A 17,533-nucleotide genomic window follows, 5' to 3' on the forward strand; every position below is an offset into this window, starting at 1 on the left:
TATCGCTGCACTTTCCGAAACAGTATCTGCCGCTGCGTCTGTCTCGGTAATCGCGGTTGCAGTGAACTCCGACTTGTCGTCGGTCAAACTGATGATGTAGCTCTGGTTTGAGGTAGAGCCGTCTGTCGACGTCGCCACCACGGTAATGGTATGACTCGTGGCGGTTTCATAATCCAGTGCCGCCGCTACAGTCACAATGCCGCTGCTGGGATCAATCGTGAACAAGCCGCCTGCGGTATTACTCAAGGAATAACTCACCGTGTCACTGCCATCACTGTCGGTGGCGTCTAAGTCCAGCCCCACGGTGGTGCCAACAGTGACACTTTCTGACACCACACTGTTGGTGGCGTCAGTATCGGTGATCCCCGTGACTGCAAACTCACCTTTGTTATCGATCAAATTGATGGTCATGGTATGGGTCGTGCTACTGCCATCAGTCGACGTGGCTTGCACCGTGATGTTATGGCTCGTTGCTGTTTCGTAATCCAACGCGCCTGCCACCGTCACTTTGCCCGAGTCGGGATCGATGGTGAACAGCCCCCCTGCATTATCAGTTAGGGTAAACGTGATGCTATCTGAGCCATCACCATCGACCGAATTGAAGGTCACCCCCACGCTGTCACCGATTGCTGCACTTTCAGAGACAGTATCTGCGGCTGCGTCTGTCTCGGTAATCGCGGTTGCAGAAAACTCCGACGTATCATCCGTAAGCGCAATATTAAAGGTTTGGCTTGAAGTCGTGCCATCCGTGGACGTCGCGATTACCGTAATGTTATGATTCGTCGCGGTTTCATAATCCAACGCACCAGCGACCGTCACTTCACCTGTCTCCGGATCAACAGTAAACAAGCCTCCAGCATCGTCAGACAATGCATAGCTAATGGTATCTGAACCATCGCCATCGGTTGCTGAGAACGTTATCCCAACCGATGTGCCAATCACTGAACTTTCAGAAAGAATGTTCGCTGCCGTATCCGAGTCTGACACGGAAGAAATACTAAATTCCGTGTTGTCATCAGTGAGGGCAATGGTGAATGTCTGCGTTGATGTGCTGCCATCTGTCGATGTGGCCGTCACTTCGATGGTTTGTGATTGCGCGGTTTCGTAATCAAGCAGTGAGCTATCAACAACCGTAACCTCACCGGTTTCACCATCAATGGCAAATGCGCCATTTGCGTTATCAGTCAGCGTGTAAGTAACGATATCGCCATCTTCATCGGTTGCTGATACAAACAAACCGGTGGAGTCGCCGTTGGTTGCGCTCTCGAAAATGCTGCCTTGACCACCATCGGCTGCACTGATGGAAGAGAGGGCATTATCCGTGTCCCCTTCTTCCGGTGAACTGTCGGTGATATTAATCGTGAAGGTTTTGGTGGTGACTTGGTTATCTTCTGAAGTGGCTGCCACTTCTATGGTGTAGCCAGTGGCAGTTTCGTAATCCAAATTTCCCGCAACGGTGACAACGCCAGTGTCAGGATCAATCGCAAACAATCCACCTGCATCATCCACCAGCGTAAAAATGACATCGCCGTGCCCATCGGCAAACTCCTTGGCCACTGTAATGCCAACTTCATCTCCAATTTGGGCGTTTTCACTCACTGTATTTTCGCCGCTGTCCTCATCCATCACTTCGGACAGCGGGGCCATTCCTTCTAACAAGGCAAGTTGCGCAGCTGAAAGCCCGCCGCTACCTGAAGTGTCAAAGCCGGCCATTTCTGATGCCCACATGCCCCGCTCTAAACAGCCCTCGATGATGGAAAGAGGAAATCGTGTCGACCCGTCTGGCGAAATTTGTTCACTATTTTCGCCTGAACTCGGAGACGTTTTAGCCATCATCTCATCGACATTTTTAAAACCAAATGTTGAACCTATCGCATCAAAGGCTTCTTCAGCAGGGGAAGTTAAAATGGGGGATGGGCCAGACTCTTCAAGGACAAATACGGTTGCTAGACTGCCCGACTGTATATCATTGCTGCTCATGTTCGAAGCAAGCATGTTGCCATCATGAAAAGCAACCACCACATCTCCGACGTTTCCAAAATCGCGTCCACTCACAACACGAAGTTCACCTTCGGGGGAAACTGCAAACATACTTTCATCTCCTAACTACAACTCAGCGTATCGCTAATTAGCAGGCGCAATTGCGCTTAAAATATATACTGACAACATTAAAAATAGCACACTGGATTCACTATTGAGAATATTGTCAATTTGACCGGCAGGGATCTAACGATGACATAGCGATTCGGCGATGTTTCTGCAAAAAAGAAAAACCACTCACTGCTTCTATTGACCACTGAGCACGCCATAACACCACTTAACCATTCATCCGATGCACGATTGCACATGTGGCCGTATTGTTGGCAGCGTGAATTAATTCAATAAGGATGATTGCAATGATTTGGTTTCTCACCTGCGTCGCCGCGTTAATCGGTGGCTACTTCATTTACGGCGCGTTTGTTGAAAAAGTGTTTGGTATCAATGAACACCGTAAAACCCCAGCGCACACAAAAACCGATGGCGTCGACTTTGTTCCTATGTCTACCCCTAAGGTTTACCTTGTTCAATTGCTGAACATTGCAGGTGTTGGCCCAATCTTCGGCCCTATCATGGGTGCGCTTTATGGCCCCGCGGCCATGTTGTGGATTGTGGTAGGTTGTGTCTTCGCAGGTGCGGTACACGATTATTTCTCAGGCATGCTTTCTGTTCGTAATGGTGGCGCGTCTGTTCCTACCATCACAGGCCGCTACTTGGGCAATGGCGCAAAACATTTTATGAACATCTTTGCCATTGTTCTTTTGCTTTTGGTCGGTGTGGTCTTTGTTTCAGCGCCTGCGGGGATGATTACAAACCTCATCAACGACCAAACTAGCCTGACCGTTAGCATGACCACCATGGTTGTCATCATCTTCGCTTACTACATCATTGCGACGATTGTGCCGGTTGATAAAATCATCGGTCGCTTCTATCCGTTCTTTGGTGCGCTGCTGATTTTCATGTCTGTGGGCTTGATGACGGCCATTGGCCTGTCGGACGAACACACTGTGATGGGCGGTTTTGAAGTCAAAGACATGTTCTCCAATTTAAATCCGAATGACATGCCGCTTTGGCCTGCGCTATTTATCACCATCGCCTGTGGCGCTATCTCTGGCTTCCATGCTACCCAGTCACCGCTAATGGCTCGCTGCATGGAAAACGAAAAGAACGGCCGCTTTGTGTTCTACGGGGCAATGATTGGTGAAGGCATCATCGCGCTGATTTGGTGTGCGATTGCCCTGTCTTTCTTCGGTTCACTTGAATCACTGCAAGACGCGGTAGCAAATGGTGGCCCGGGCAATGTTGTCTACGGTGCATCGTTTGGTCTGCTGGGCGTGTTTGGCGGTATCCTGGCCTTCTTGGGTGTGGTTATTTTGCCAATCACTTCTGGTGACACGGCGTTCCGCTCTAGCCGCTTGATTTTGGCTGAATACTTCAACATGGAACAGAAAACACTGCGTAATCGTCTGCTGATGGCGCTGCCTCTGTTTGTGCTTGGTGGCGTGCTAACACAAGTGGATTTTGGGATTATCTGGCGCTACTTCGGCTTTGCTAACCAAACCACAGCAGTAATGATGCTTTGGACAGCTTCTGCTTACTTGCTTCGCCATAACAAACTGCATTGGATTGCGACTGTGCCAGCCATGTTCATGACCACCGTGTGTGCGACTTTCATTCTCAACAACAACGCACTGGGCTTTGGTTTACCAATGAACATCTCCACGACCGCAGGCATCGTGTTTACCTTGTTCGTGACGGGCTATGTGATTAAGAAATCGAAAGGTAAAGGTGACATTGACTTAGCTGACGAAGAAGAGACCGACGTCGTCACCAAAACAGCGTAAAGCGGTTAAACAGAACTGTCGAAATAACGTTAAATCAAGAGCCTGCATTGTCAGGCTCTTGTTGTTTGCAAGCCAAGCCTGAGTACAATACAGACAAACCAAAATAAGAAGGCTCACCATGGAACTGGTTCTTTCGCTCTTGCAGCAAATGTGTGTGTATTTGGTGCTGGCTTATATGCTCAGCAAAACCCCTATCATTCTGCCCTTGCTCAACATTTCTTCTCGTTTAAGCCATCGCCTAATTTGCTACGTCCTTTTTTCTGGCTTTTGTATTCTCGGCACGTATTTTGGTTTACAGATCAATGATGCGATAGCCAATACGCGAGCCATTGGCGCAGTAATGGGCGGCTTGTTTGGCGGGCCTGTGGTGGGCTTTTTCGTTGGTCTGACCGGTGGCATTCACCGTTATACCCTTGGCGGATTTACCGACCTCGCCTGTGCTATTTCGACGACGGCAGAGGGCTTAATTGGTGGCCTATTGCATGTGTACTTGGTGAAGCGTCGCCGCGTCAGCCAATTGTTTAATCCCGCCGTGGTGTTTGGCATCACTTTCGTTGCCGAAATCGTGCAAATGACGATTCTGTTGATTGTCGCCAAGCCATTCGATCAAGCCTATACGCTGGTTTCCGCTATTGCCGCACCGATGATCATTGCCAATTCGGTGGGTGCAGCCTTGTTCATGAGCATTCTTCAAGACCGCAAAACCATCTTCGAAAAATACTCCGCCACCTTTTCACGACGCGCACTGACCATCGCAAAACGTTGCGTGGGCATTTTGCACAGCGGCTTTAACAATGAAAGTGCGACAAAAATTGCTCGTATCATTTACGAAGAAACACAAGTTGGTGCAGTGGCTATCAGCGACAAAGAAAAGATCCTCGCGTTTGTAGGCATTGGTGATGACCACCATCTGCCAGAAACGAAGATCTCATCACAAAGCACACTGGATGCCATGAGCAAGGACACCATCATTTATCTGGATGGTGCAGAACATCCTTATCAGTGCACCCTGTCGCCTGACTGTAAACTGGGCTCTGCCCTGATCATTCCGCTGCGCTCAGGCGATGATGTGGTCGGCACAATTAAGCTTTATGAGCGCAAACATAAGCTGTTTTCTACCATCAATATGTCGATGGCAGAAGGCATTGCCCAACTGCTTTCCAGCCAAATTCTGTTTAGTGGTTACTTGCAGCAAAAGTCGTTGTTAACGCAAGCTGAAATCAAGCTGCTGCAAGCCCAAGTGAATCCGCATTTTTTGTTTAATGCGCTCAATACCATTAGCGCGGTTGTCCGTCGTGACCCCAACAAAGCAAGAGAGCTGATCCAAAACCTGTCGCAGTTTTTCCGAAGCAACCTTAAGCAGAACATCAACACCGTTTCTTTGCGTGAAGAGCTGGAGCACGTTAACGCTTACCTCAGCATCGAGAAAGCGCGCTTCACTGACAGGCTCCATGTCGACATCTCGATTGATGACGCCCTGCTTGATATTCAGATCCCCAGTTTCACTTTGCAACCTCTGGTTGAAAATGCCATCAAGCACGGTATTTCGACTCTGTTAGAAGGGGGCAATGTTATGGTCTACAGCCAAGCAGTGCCTCAAGGCCATGCGATCACCGTGGAAGATAATGCGGGTTGTTATCAGCCTCCCGCCAACAATCATCAAGGTTTGGGATTGGAAATTGTCACGAAAAGGCTAGAAAACCAATTTGGGCGTGATTCACAGCTAAAAATAGACAGCGAACACAACCAATTTACCCGAATGACGTTTATTATCCCGGCCGCTGAAATGAAGAAAGGTGCATAAGTAGGATGTTAGCCGCACTCGTTATTGACGACGAACAATTCGCCCGTGAAGAACTGGCTGATCTTCTCAATGAATCCGGGGATATTACCGTGGTTGGGGAAGCGCCAAATGCCATTATTGGGCTGAAAAAAATCAATGAACTGCGCCCCGATGTGGTGTTCGTGGATATTCAAATGCCGCAAGTCACAGGGCTAGATCTGCTTTCTATGCTCGACCCTGACAACATGCCTTACGTGGTTTTTGTCACCGCTTACGATCAATATGCGATTCAAGCATTTGAAGACAACGCGTTTGATTATTTGCTTAAACCCGTCGAACCTCAACGGTTAACCAAAACCGTGCAAAAGCTGGTACGAAATGCACAAAAGGATACGCTTCAGCAAAATGTCGCCGCGATTGCCAGCGAGTCTCTGGCGCAAATTCCTTGCGTTGGGCACAACCGTATCGTGCTGCTCCCTACCCATCAAGTGGAGAGCGTGTATTCCGATCTCAGTGGCGTACATGTGCGTTCGTCCACCCAAACCGCGAGTACCCAATTGACGTTAAAAACACTGGAAGAGAAAACGCCGCTGCTGCGTTGTCATCGCCAGTATTTGGTTAATGTTCAGCATATTCGCGAAATTAAGCTGCTGGAAAACGGACTGGCGGAAGTGGTGACTATCAGCGATTTCACTATCCCGATAAGCCGCCGTTACCTCAAAATACTCAAAGAAGCGATAGGACTAACGGGGAACGGATAGATTCCTTCCCTTTGTCACAGATACGCGGCAACGCCTGCATTTTCGATGAACTATCGTGCTAGTTACGCTTTATTTTTATTGCTGGCTAGCTGTAGGGAGCTTCGATGACAGACCCCACCGTTTCGCACCACCGTCACATCAGTCTATGGGGCGTTGTCGCGTTGGGCATTGGCTCTATGGTTGGCGCGGGGGTATTCGCACTGCTCGGTCAAATTGCTGTTAATGTGCGTGGAGACACGTGGATTGTCTTTGTGTTAGCAGGCATCGCAGCGCTTTTCTCCGGATATTCTTACGCAAGGCTCAGTGCTAAATTCCCATCCCGTGGTGGAGTGACAGATTTTTTCGCCTTAGGAATGGGCTCACCAAGAATAGAGCGCGCATTAGCCTGTTTGTACCTCATCACACTTGTGCTCACCCTCGCACTCGTTGCGAAAGCCTTCGGCGCTTATGCTGCACGTGTTGTTCATCAGCCAGATCACAGCGACTGGGTTAACCTCTACGCCACTGGAATTATGATCCTCCTCACCATCGTTAATCTTATGGGCTCTAAAGCGGTAGGACGCATTGAAATGTTCCTTGTGGCGATCAAGTTGACGATCCTCGCTCTCTTTATCGGCGTTGGCGCCGTTACCCTGAAGCCTGCCATGCTTGAAGTGCACAACGATGTGCCAGCCTCGTTAATGTTTTCGAGTATTGGGCTCGCGTTCTTTGCCTATTCAGGGTTTGGCATGATGGCCACCGCAGCCGCGGATGTCACCAAGCCAGAAAAAACCATGCCACGAGCATTCATGATCGCTGTTAGCGTCGTGATGGTGCTGTATGTGGTACTTGCGTTGGTGGTACTCGGCAATGTGGCGCCGGAAGATTTAGTGAAATATACCGACACCGCGGTGGCACAAGCTGCGGAGCCGATTTTGGGTAATTGGGGCTTCATTTTAGTTTCGCTCGCGGCGTTGTTTGCAACCGCTTCTTCTATCGTCGCGAACATTTTCTCCATGCTCAATGTCTCTAAGCAAATGGGGAGTAGCGGGATCTTGCCGCAGATATTTCGTATCCAGTCTTTTGCTGGCGGGACCCGAGGCTTTTACAGCCTGATCGCCATTGTCATTGTGCTCACCAATTTCTTCGATTTATCTTCCATTGCCAACGTCGCCAGTGCAACGTTTCTGGCCTGCTATATCGCTGTTTTTATTGTTTGTTGGCGCAGACGAAAAGATTGCCATGCCAACCCGTTAATTATCTCCATGGGGTTTGTTTTCATGACGGCGATATTTGTCACCTTTATCGGCGAGATGATTGTTGAAAAGCTCTGGTTAGAATGTCTTACATTGGGTGCCGCAGCGCTCTTCAGCCTCCTGATTGGCTGGCGCACACCTGATATCGACAACCAACAACCTGACAATGCAAACAGTGAGCAACAATGAATTTAATTTCCAATACCTTCAGTCGATTTCAAGGTGAAGCCAGAGGGCGCTTATTCACACTACTTGGGGTCATGATTTTAAGCTTTGACAGCCTGTTAGTGCGCCTGATTGACAGTGATGAATGGACACTGATTTTCTGGCGAGGCCTGCTACCTGCGGTGGTGTTTTTCTTGGTGCAATGGAAAATGGATCGACAAGTATTGGAGGAGCATTTGTTTCATCCCAAAATCAGCACCTTACTCACAGCCGTCCTTTTCTCCGCGTCCACCATTTGTTTTGTATTTTCACTCGATCATACGGAAGTCACCAGCACACTGGTGATCACAAATACGGCACCTTTGATCACTGCTGTACTGGGGTTTTTCTTTCTCGGAGAAAAGCTGAGTCGCTCGACCATGATTGCGATACTTATTTCAGTGGGAGGGATATGGCTAGTGTTTGGCTATCAGCCCAACCCCGCTGAGTTGGAAGGGGATTCATTGGCAATGGTGACAGCGATTTCAATGTCGGTGTATCTGATCATGCTGCGTAAAACACACGCCCGCTATGCCACCGTATTCTTGATTTACTCAGGGATATTCACCGCAGTGGTTGCCTTGCTCGCCGGCGCGAAGCCCTTCTCGCTGCCACCGATTAAAGACCTCTACATTGTGCTGCTATGCGGCGTGGTTCTGCCTTGTTCGTTTCTGTTAATCAACATCGGGCCACGCTATCTTCCTGCCGCAGAAGCGAGCTTAATATTGCTGCTCGAAGTGCTGTTTGGTCCATTACTCGTCTGGCTCATTATTGGCGAAACACCCGCGCCTGCCGTCGCGCTCGGTGCGGGGATCATTGTTGTGACGCTGGCTGGTCATACGATCATAAGTCAGCGAAAACACACTTAGATTGGCTTTACGTGTTAAAGAAATGGACGTTAAGCTTTCTTGTCGGTTTCACTGCCAGCGTTGCGACTATCGGGTTTGTCACCGGCGTCAGAGTCACTCGATACGTCATTTTTGACCAAGCCCTGCCCTGAACGAAGTAACATGTTGAGCAGCATTTCATTATCGATCGTTTCACCAGACAAAATACTCGCCAATATTTCACTGCCAAATAGCTGAGGTGATAACAATACATCCGCTTTTACCTGCTTCACCTTGCTCATGTTCTTCGCGTCATTCACCGCGACGACGGTGCGAACATCGGGGTTTAGTTCCTTCACCGACAAGACAATAAATGCGTTTGTCGCATCATCATCAGTCAGCGCCAATATGGCATGACATTGCCCAATACCTGCGGTTTTCAGCAAAGTATTATCGGTGCAATCTCCCGAGAGAATATCCAGCTTCACCCCTATTTTTTGCTCAATCATCGGGAATTTGTCTTCGTCTTCCGAGGTCAACACGGTGACATCCAAGCCACGCTGTTTTAACTGCAAAATTGTGCTGCTCGCCAACACCGAAACGCCGCAAACAATGTAGTGATTTTTTCTGTTCATTTTCTTGGGAGTTCCTTTTACAAGCTTGTTCAATCCGCCCCAGATCAGCGGGCCAAACACAGTGGTCAATGACGTAGCAAATACCGTGATACCGGCGATGATGACAGAGACAGTAAACAACCGAGCACTTTCTGACATTGGAATGATGTCGCCATACCCCACCGTGGTCATGGTGACCATGGAGAAATAAAATGCCGTCATCAAATCGTGAATTGGCGGGTGAAAACCGCCGCCAAAATACAATGCGCCGTACGTGGAGTAGAACAGTAGAACAATGAAACTAATGAGAGCGGCAATCCCGCCTGCTGTCGCACTTGAACGATGGAAATCACGGCTGAGCGCCAATAATAAAAACAGCGCGCCACCAGACCAATAAAGATGCAATTTAAGATGAGGAAAAAAGTGCCAAGTGAACACCAAGGCTATCGTCAGCAAAATAATACTTACCGCCCATGCAATGCGGGCTCGATAGAGCAGTCCGATAGCATTGAGCATCAAGAAGATCCCCAACAAGAACCACGGCCCGTTGGCGACATCTACCCAGTTAATACCAGTGAAGGTCTTAATATTAAACACATTGAGAACGTCAGCAGACTGCCCCCAAACCGACAAGAAGATAAATGCGCCGTTAGCAAAAACCACCATCGCCACGAGAATATGTCGAATATAGACCCACACTGAGACCAAGCGACGCCAAAACTGCCGAAGTATGCTCAAACTTTTCCCTCAATGCGTTGATAACCCACGCAGTATAGATGGTCACATCAGAGCCCCAGTGCTTCATTCATTAGGCAAACCAGAATTAGGTCCCTCTTGCTTTTATAAGCGCCCATAAAAAATGCCCGCAACGAGGCGGGCATGTTTGGCATTACTTATTGACGAGGTTCAAGCTTAAAATGTCACCTTGAAGCTTTTCGCCTGACACGGTTTCAATATGCCAAACGAACCTAGCTCAACCTTAGTCGGCAGTTCGTGCTCGTCCATGCTGGCTTCATTCCACGCGCTAACATGACGATTGAACACCACTTCATCTTCAACACCTTCCGATTCGGCAGGATTGTAGACCCGCAGGATCAGCGCATTGTCGTCTTCTGCCTTCTTCAGCACGCTCAATACCGCACCTGTTTTCGCTTTGCTCAAAAGGCTGTATGACAGTGGCAAGTTCTGCTCGCCCACGTTCAGCTTCATGGCGTTGTAAGGGATCTTGTTATAGCACTCAATGCGCGTCACGTTATCGCGAGCTTCAGCCATGATATTTGCATCAATATGATTACCGACAAACCCGAACAAGCTGAATTCGCACACTAACTTACCGCGCACTTGCGAGTCTGGTGTTGGAATTTTAATGCCAGAAGGACGACCTGGACGAAGCACGAGGTTTTCTTTTCCTAATACGCCGACACCACGCAACAAGGTCAAAGCAAAGGTATCTCGCTCGTCGTTACCTTTGCTTGAAATGACTTCAAATTCACGCAGACCGTTGGTCATCACGGCCATGCCGCCTTTGTCGTTTTCTAACGCAGCGACGTTCATTAACTGGTAAACAGGTACTGGTGCTTCTTTCCATCCGTCTGCTTCCCAATTCGCCATTTCTGGGTCGTTGGTTGGGCGCGTAATCAAACCAAATTGGTTATCCGCAACCACGGTGTCAGAAACAAACGGCGTTGGGATCAACACACGCACACGGTGATCGTCGGCTTGGTTATCCAGTTCCATACGCACTTCAATACGACGCGAACCTTGCTTAAGAACAACTTGGCAACTCACATTGATGTAACCGTCCTGACCCGTGCGTTCTTCGCGTTGTGAAAGGTTTTCCGGCACTTGCATGCGTAGATTGATCAATGCGACAGATTGAAAGCCTTCGTGCTTAATCCTGGTCTCGGCGTCAAATTCATCTGAGTACAACAACCATTCATTACGTGACGGTGAATAGTCGTACTCATCGCCGTCATCTGAACCATCTTCAATACGCAGGACTTGGTCATACGTCATTGCCGTTTCTTTATCAAAAATGCTGAGCGTACCGTTGTTGTTCACCGCAACACGATAAAAGTCGTTCTCTAATACATCGCCCTGTTTCTCAACCGCTTTGTATTGACCTGATTGTTCAGCTTGAACGTGCAAGGTGGTGAAACCCATGGCTGGCACAGGGTGTTTTATCTGAATGTCATACTCAACAAACGGGTCATAGTTGCCGTAGTGAACAATTTGGCGATCGATCTTACCCGGGTCAATTTCACGCTGATCTTGGATGAAATACTCCACAGGGTTGCCATGCTCATCAAACAAACTGAACGACTGCGAACGAATCGTTATCGTGGTGTTCACCACCTCGTTACGCTCATACGGAGACAAGTTGAACAACGCCAATTTGTCACAGCCTTCGCGTGCTGGCATGTGGTCTACGATTTTGCGCTTGTAGAAAGTGATCAGGTTGCTTGCCATGTCGTCAGCAAGAATGTATCGGTTCAGAATTTCAGCGTGTACTTTGTCTGAACAGCAGCAACCGATCGAGTCATGGGCATGGTTTTTCATGCTCTCTTTCCACATTTTCTCAATCAAGCCGTGGTGGTATTCAAAACCTAGAGTCCAAGCAATCGCTGCCAGTGGCTCAAGAATATTGACGATCTTGTTTTCCACTTCTGCGTGAATCAGTTTGATGTCCATACGTGTTGACGAAATCGTGCGGTGAACGCGCATGTATTTACCATCGTTGAACTCGCCTTTAATGGTATCCAGTTCACTGCGTTTATCTTCAATTCGCGCAAACACATCTTCAAAGCTACTCATCAGAAACTCGCGATCGGGGTAGATTTCACGAAGCTTATCCATCACCTCAAAGATATCGTTTTGAATCGGCATTTGGTCGTGACCATTTGGCAACAGAATGTCTTTAGTGACTGACGGCTTTTCTAACACAGGGAAGTATTTGTCTAAACGCGCTCGCAGACCTTCTTCGTCGCTTGGCAGGTATTTACCAATGGCATATCCGAGCGGTAACACCTGAGCCGTCACTTCACTGCCGTCGTTTGATTGCCATAGGAATTCTGTTTTGTTAGTGCCGTGACGCTCAGAGCATCCGCGCCAGAACATGGCACGGTCAATCCCAAAACCGTTGTAAATCATCGGCAGCTGCGAGCTCATAGAGAACGAATCTGGTAAGTAGCCAATTTTCATGGGTTGACCTAATGCAAGGCAATCACGCATGCCATAAAGCATGTTACGAACGATGGATTCACCCGACACTTGCATGGTATCGGTTTGCGAATACCAAGGGCCAATAATCAGCTTACCCACTTCAACTAGGGCTTTTATACGTTCTTTGTTTTCGGGTTTTATCGCAAAGTAGTCTTCAATAACGGCGGTCTGGCCATCAAGGACATAGTATTTGTAGTCTGGATCGTTCTCCAGACGCGTCATGATTTCTTCCATGTTGTTAACAAGCAGAATGCGAGATTCTTCAGTCGTGAAATACCATTCACGATCCCAGTGCATGTGAGGTGTTATGTGAACGCGGGATGTCGTAGTCATCGTCTTATTACCGTCTTTGGCCAATGGCCTTTAGTTAACTTGGAATAGTGTTGTTCGCGGCAAATCGGTGCGCGCAAAGCCTTAAATCTGGTTTTCTTATCTGTCTGTTTATTTTTTGTTTTTCTTCGTATTTTTAGTGGGTGGACACCCAACAAGGTATCCACCTTTTTCTGTTTCGTTCTTGTTCAAGCAACGATTTTTGTCGTCTGTTGTGTTAGCTCGCTACCGTTTCGGTCAACACGTATTTACCTTTCTTAATTGCATGGGCTCGCCATGCAATTAACGTCGCGGTTGAAATGGCCGCACCGATGATGGCAGCGCCAAACCAAATCGCAGCCGCCATGTAAGCGCCAATACCGGTTTCATGTAGCAAGAAGATTGAGAATATACCTGCACCCGGCGTAGAGAGTCCGATACCCGCCGCGCCTACCATGGCACCAGTGACAACCGAGCCCAACAAGAAGGAGCCAATCACGCGGATAGGGTCTTCAATTGCCATGGGGATTGCCCCTTCAGTGATGCCTGCTAAGCCCAAAAGCCACGTCGATTTACCGACTTCAATCTCAAACTCTTTGAACAAGCGCGGCGCGATCATCGTCGAAGCGGTGACAGTAAAGGCCGAGACCATTTTCACGGAGCCGAAGATTGCGTAAGGGCCATAAACCCCGTTTGCCATTGCGCCTAGACAGAATGCATAAGCCGCTTTGTTTACAGGCCCACCCAAGTCAAATGACACGAACAGACCAATCACCGCACCCAACAACAAGGCATTGGTGCCAGACAAACCGTTAAGCCAATCCGTCAGACCTTGGTTTAGCCAAGCAACAGGCTTACCAATGACAAACAGCATCAACGAACCGACAACCAAGGTGCCAAGCACTGGATACAGGTAGAAGGTCAAAAAACCATTGAACGTAGGAGAAAGACGAATGTTGTTTTTCACCCAACGCATGAAGTAACCGGCAATGAGGCCACCCACAACGCCACCGAGAAACCCTGACCCAATCAGGTTTGCCGCTAAGCCTGCTGCGAAACCAGGACCAAGCGCTGGCTTGTCTGCCAGTGAATATGCGGTGTAAGCCGCTAACACAGGCACCATCAGTGTGCCTAGCAGTCCACCACCCAGTTTGCGATACATCCAAAGCCATGAACCTTCAGTGCCATAGAGATCTTGTAAATCGAAGATCTGAGCCACCAATACCGCGATGGCTAATACGGTTCCCCCTGCCACGATTAATGGCACAGAGAATGAAATACCTGACAATAACGCCTGCTTTAGCTCCGTTTTTAGCGGTACTTTTTTAGGTTTGTCTTCGGTGATCAATTCTCGCTCGCCACCCTTGCTGTTCTTACTGGCTTCAATTGCTTCGTTAAGAATGCGTTCAGCGTACTTAATCGGCTCGGCAACGGGGGTTTCAATACGGGGGATGCCTTTAAAACGCTCTAGATCTTTGATCGCGACTTCAGCGGCAAACACACAAGCAACCGCATTGTTGAGCTGATCGGCAGTTAAACGATCTTCAATGCCATTTGCGCCCTGCTTTTCAACATGCACGTTGATGCCCAGCTTCTTACCCGCTTTTTCGAGGTATTCCGCAGCCATATAGGTATGGGCGATACCCGCAGGACAAGCAGTGACACAGACAATAGTGGGTAAAGTTGTATCTAAAATGTCTTCTTTTTCTTCTTGCTGTTCGTCAGCGTCAAGCAAGGCAAAAAGTTGCTCTACTGTTGTCGCCTTTAAAACAGCTTCACGGACATCATCATCAACCAGCGCGGTGGTCAGTTGCGTCAACACTTGCATGTGTGTTGAGCCCGCTTCGGCGTTAGGTATTGCCAACAAGAAAATCAGGTTGACGTCTTCATCGCCATCCAGCCCTTGCCACTTAAGATCATCTTTCAGGGTTGCCACCGCAAACGCGGCTTCCTTCACTGCATCCGTTTTGCCGTGAGGCACAGCCAACCCTTCACCTAGCGCAGTGGGGCCTTCTTCTTCACGGAGAAAAACGGCTTTCAGGTATTCGTCTTTGTTGTGCAGCTTCCCTTGCTGCTCAAGCTGATCTGCAAGGGCTCGGATCGCGTCATCACGACTTTTATAGGTCGTTTGTAAGTTAATGAGTGACGCATTGGTAAGAGATGTCAATTTCATAATTTTCATTCCATTGTCACGTTCGTCATTGGTGTTTTAACGAACAGAATAATAATACATTATCAATACATAAAAACACGATAAACATCTCACTTCGGATAATATATGTATTATAGTTGTATTATTATTTTCAATACTTAATGCAAACAATCACTTGTCTTCAAACGCGAAGTTCGTATTATTGTTGTAGGTTCACGATACCCTACTGACGACTTAACTTTCACTGCGTTTGGTGGATAGAGAGGCAACAAATGGCAAGACTTCCTATGTATCGCAAAATCGCGGACGCTATCCGCGAAAAGATACGCCTTGGTGACTATAAGATCGGAGAGGCACTGCCTACAGAAGCCCAGTTACGTGAAGCCTTTTCAGTGAGCAGAGTGACCGTTAGACAAGCCTTAAAACTGCTGGTCGAAAACGGCGAGCTTGAAAGTGTCAGAGGCAGCGGTACCTATGTTAAAGGGAACAAGGTTAACTATGACATTTACCAGCAGAGTAGCTTTGCTGAAAAATGGGCGCACCTAGGCGGTGTTACCCACAGCGATGTGTTGGCATTTGAAGTATGCAATGCCTCTTTAGCGATGGCAGAAAACCTCGATATCCCTGAGGGTTCACAGGTATTTTACGTTCAACGTGTTCGCTATTTAGATAACAATCCAATCACCGTAGAAGAAACTTGGCTACCCACTGCCATGTTCCCCGATCTCACTTATCAGGTGATGCAAGGTTCTAAGTATCAGTTCATTGAGCAGCAGAAAAAGATGGTGATTGACCGAAGCGAACAAGAAATTATCCCTGTTTTACCCCCAAAGAAAATAGCAGACTTACTTGGGATAGACTCGGCTCAACCTATCATTGAAAAACGAACCCGTGGCTACCTGATCGACGGAACGGTATTTGAATACAGCCGTAACTACTTCAAATCGAGTGATTACAAGTTCACCTTAGTGGCACAACGAAACCGCGCTTAACGGCTTTCCAGTTAACCCACACAGAGCTTCATCAGTTACACCATGCAAATACTCCCTATTGATAAGAAGCATCCCAATAGGGCGTGTCTCCGTAGTAATCACTCGAAAAGTCGATAAACACGCGCACTTTTCTTGGAAGAAACTGCCGATTGGCATAAACAAGGTATAAGCCCAAAGGTTCAGGCTCGAAGCCTTGAAGAATGGGAAGTAACTGTCCATTGGCCAGCGCCTCTCCTGCGATAAATATGGGCTGAATGGCGATCCCTCCGCCGTGAATAGCCGCATTCACCAACGCATCTCCATTATTAACGGTCAATTTCTCGTTGAGTTTGAGTTCTTTCACGCCCTCACCGAACTGCGAGAACAGCATTGATTCTGCTGAATAGCTGTAACTCAAGTAAGTGTGATCATGCAGTTCCTGAGGCGTTTTTGGCGTCCCATTTATTTCGAGATACTCAGGAGAGGCAAAGATCACCATTTTGATGGGCGCGATTTTCTTGGCGATCAATGATGAGCTTTTTAGTTTGCCTGCTCTAAGGGCAATATCTATCCCCTCTTCGACCAGATCAATCTTGACATCTGTAAGCTTGAGATTGATCTTCACATCAGGAAACGCTTTTTGAAAATCCACGAGCAACTTCGGTAAATGCTTCACTCCAAAAGAAGCCGGTGCGCTGATCGTCAACGTCCCTGAGACATGCTGATGAAGGTTAGCAAGCTCGCCCTCCATCTCATCAATATCAAGGATCACCTGCTGGCATCGAAGAAAATACTTGGTTCCAGCTTCGGTCAAGCTGACTTTTCGAGTCGTTCTTTGAAGTAATCGCGAATGCAATTTATCTTCAAGGGCGGAGATATATTTACTCACCAACTGCGGAGAGACGTTGAGCTTTTTTGCAGCTTTGGCAAACGACCCTTCCTCCACAACCGCTAAAAAGGCTTTCATCGTTTCTAGCTTATCCATACTATCCACATCCTGTTGATAATTGATCAATATATAGCCTATTTATCTTCGTATTGTTTTTTAATAGATTTATCAATTAGCAGGCAGGTGAAGACTGCCAAAACAGAACAACAAAAAATGACAAGGAAAATATAATGGTACAGATAAACAACTTTATTCGTGCGCTTGCGTTTTCAACCATGGTATTGGCACCCACTTTTGCATCAGCAACGGTCATTGAAATCGCGACGTTCCAACTGAAAGACAACGTGAGTTACGAAATATTTGCTCCTCTCGACAAAGCTGTAGAAATGCAGCACGTGACTAAGCAACCGGGCTTTATTTCTCGCGAATCTGCAAAAGGAAAAAATGGCGATTGGTTGGTCGTGGTGCATTGGGAGTCGGAAGAAGATGCACAAGCATCCATGAACAGTTTCATGAGTGCACCAGCTGCTGCTGGTTTCATGGAAGCAATTGACACTTCAACCATGAGTATGCAGCACTACGTGAAGTAGCCTGTTACCTGCATGATGGAATGTGACTACTTCGACTTACCTGAGTTTAAGATACGAAAAAGCCCGCTCACTGAGCGGGCTTAATCTAATTTGGC

12 protein-coding genes are annotated in these 17,533 nt (G+C 47.9%); 7 read left to right on the forward strand and 5 right to left on the reverse strand.

Going from position 1 to position 17,533, the window contains the following annotated elements; genetic code table 11:
- Positions 1 to 2,091: cadherin repeat domain-containing protein (locus tag A1OO_RS05870; RefSeq protein WP_050998981.1), on the reverse strand; the 2,091-nt coding region annotated here is incomplete at its 3' end.
- 305 nt (positions 2,092 to 2,396) lie between these two features.
- On the opposite strand from A1OO_RS05870, the gene A1OO_RS05875 reads away from it, so the two are divergent.
- The 5 genes from A1OO_RS05875 to A1OO_RS05895 all read left to right on the forward strand — a co-directional run bounded on the left by A1OO_RS05875 (position 2,397) and on the right by A1OO_RS05895 (position 8,733).
- The gene (locus A1OO_RS05875) at positions 2,397 to 3,881 is read left to right on the forward strand and encodes a carbon starvation CstA family protein (protein WP_016958811.1); all 1,485 of its coding nucleotides are present in this window, start codon (positions 2,397 to 2,399) and stop codon (positions 3,879 to 3,881) included.
- Positions 3,882 to 3,999: 118 nt separating this feature from the next.
- The gene (locus A1OO_RS05880) at positions 4,000 to 5,685 is read left to right on the forward strand and encodes a sensor histidine kinase (RefSeq protein ID WP_017004909.1); all 1,686 of its coding nucleotides are present in this window, start codon (positions 4,000 to 4,002) and stop codon (positions 5,683 to 5,685) included.
- 5 nt (positions 5,686 to 5,690) lie between these two features.
- Positions 5,691 to 6,425: a two-component system response regulator BtsR gene (gene btsR / locus A1OO_RS05885; protein ID WP_017004910.1), complete on the forward strand. Its 735-nt coding sequence runs from the start codon at positions 5,691 to 5,693 to the stop codon at positions 6,423 to 6,425.
- A gap of 104 nt (positions 6,426 to 6,529) precedes the next feature.
- Positions 6,530 to 7,849, forward strand: a complete 1,320-nt coding sequence (locus A1OO_RS05890) for an APC family permease (protein WP_017004911.1) — start codon at positions 6,530 to 6,532, stop codon at positions 7,847 to 7,849.
- Positions 7,846 to 8,733 carry a DMT family transporter gene (locus tag A1OO_RS05895; protein WP_016958807.1) on the forward strand — a complete coding sequence of 296 codons (888 nt, stop codon included), beginning with the start codon at positions 7,846 to 7,848 and terminating at the stop codon, positions 8,731 to 8,733. Before A1OO_RS05890 ends, A1OO_RS05895 begins: the two co-directional genes overlap by 4 nt.
- Before the next feature lie 29 nt (positions 8,734 to 8,762).
- Here the strand turns inward: A1OO_RS05895 and kch are convergent, their stop codons facing one another.
- From kch to mngA, 3 genes are all read right to left on the reverse strand, one after another.
- Entirely contained in the window at positions 8,763 to 10,043 is a 1,281-nt protein-coding gene (gene kch, locus A1OO_RS05900; RefSeq protein ID WP_016958806.1) for a voltage-gated potassium channel protein, read from the reverse strand.
- Between the two features lie 174 nt (positions 10,044 to 10,217).
- Positions 10,218 to 12,824, reverse strand: a complete 2,607-nt coding sequence (gene mngB / locus A1OO_RS05905) for a mannosylglycerate hydrolase (RefSeq protein ID WP_017004912.1) — start codon at positions 12,822 to 12,824, stop codon at positions 10,218 to 10,220.
- A gap of 250 nt (positions 12,825 to 13,074) precedes the next feature.
- Complete coding sequence (mngA, locus tag A1OO_RS05910; RefSeq protein ID WP_016960852.1) at positions 13,075 to 15,009, reverse strand: PTS 2-O-a-mannosyl-D-glycerate transporter subunit IIABC; 1,935 nt, start codon at positions 15,007 to 15,009, stop codon at positions 13,075 to 13,077.
- A gap of 251 nt (positions 15,010 to 15,260) precedes the next feature.
- Here mngA and A1OO_RS05915 point away from each other — a divergent pair, with 251 nt between their 5' ends.
- Positions 15,261 to 15,980: a GntR family transcriptional regulator gene (locus tag A1OO_RS05915; RefSeq protein WP_026024062.1), complete on the forward strand. Its 720-nt coding sequence runs from the start codon at positions 15,261 to 15,263 to the stop codon at positions 15,978 to 15,980.
- 55 nt (positions 15,981 to 16,035) lie between these two features.
- Here the strand turns inward: A1OO_RS05915 and A1OO_RS05920 are convergent, their stop codons facing one another.
- Positions 16,036 to 16,944, reverse strand: coding sequence for a LysR family transcriptional regulator (locus A1OO_RS05920; RefSeq protein WP_016960854.1), 909 nt, complete (start codon positions 16,942 to 16,944; stop codon positions 16,036 to 16,038).
- Between the two features lie 134 nt (positions 16,945 to 17,078).
- Between A1OO_RS05920 and A1OO_RS05925 the strand changes: the two genes are divergently transcribed.
- Positions 17,079 to 17,438, forward strand: a complete 360-nt coding sequence (locus A1OO_RS05925; RefSeq protein WP_016960855.1) for an antibiotic biosynthesis monooxygenase family protein — start codon at positions 17,079 to 17,081, stop codon at positions 17,436 to 17,438.
- Positions 17,439 to 17,533: the final 95 nt, after the last annotated feature.

The sequence above is a fragment of the Enterovibrio norvegicus FF-33 genome (assembly GCF_000286835.2).
Lineage (GTDB): Bacteria > Pseudomonadota > Gammaproteobacteria > Enterobacterales > Vibrionaceae > Enterovibrio > Enterovibrio norvegicus_A.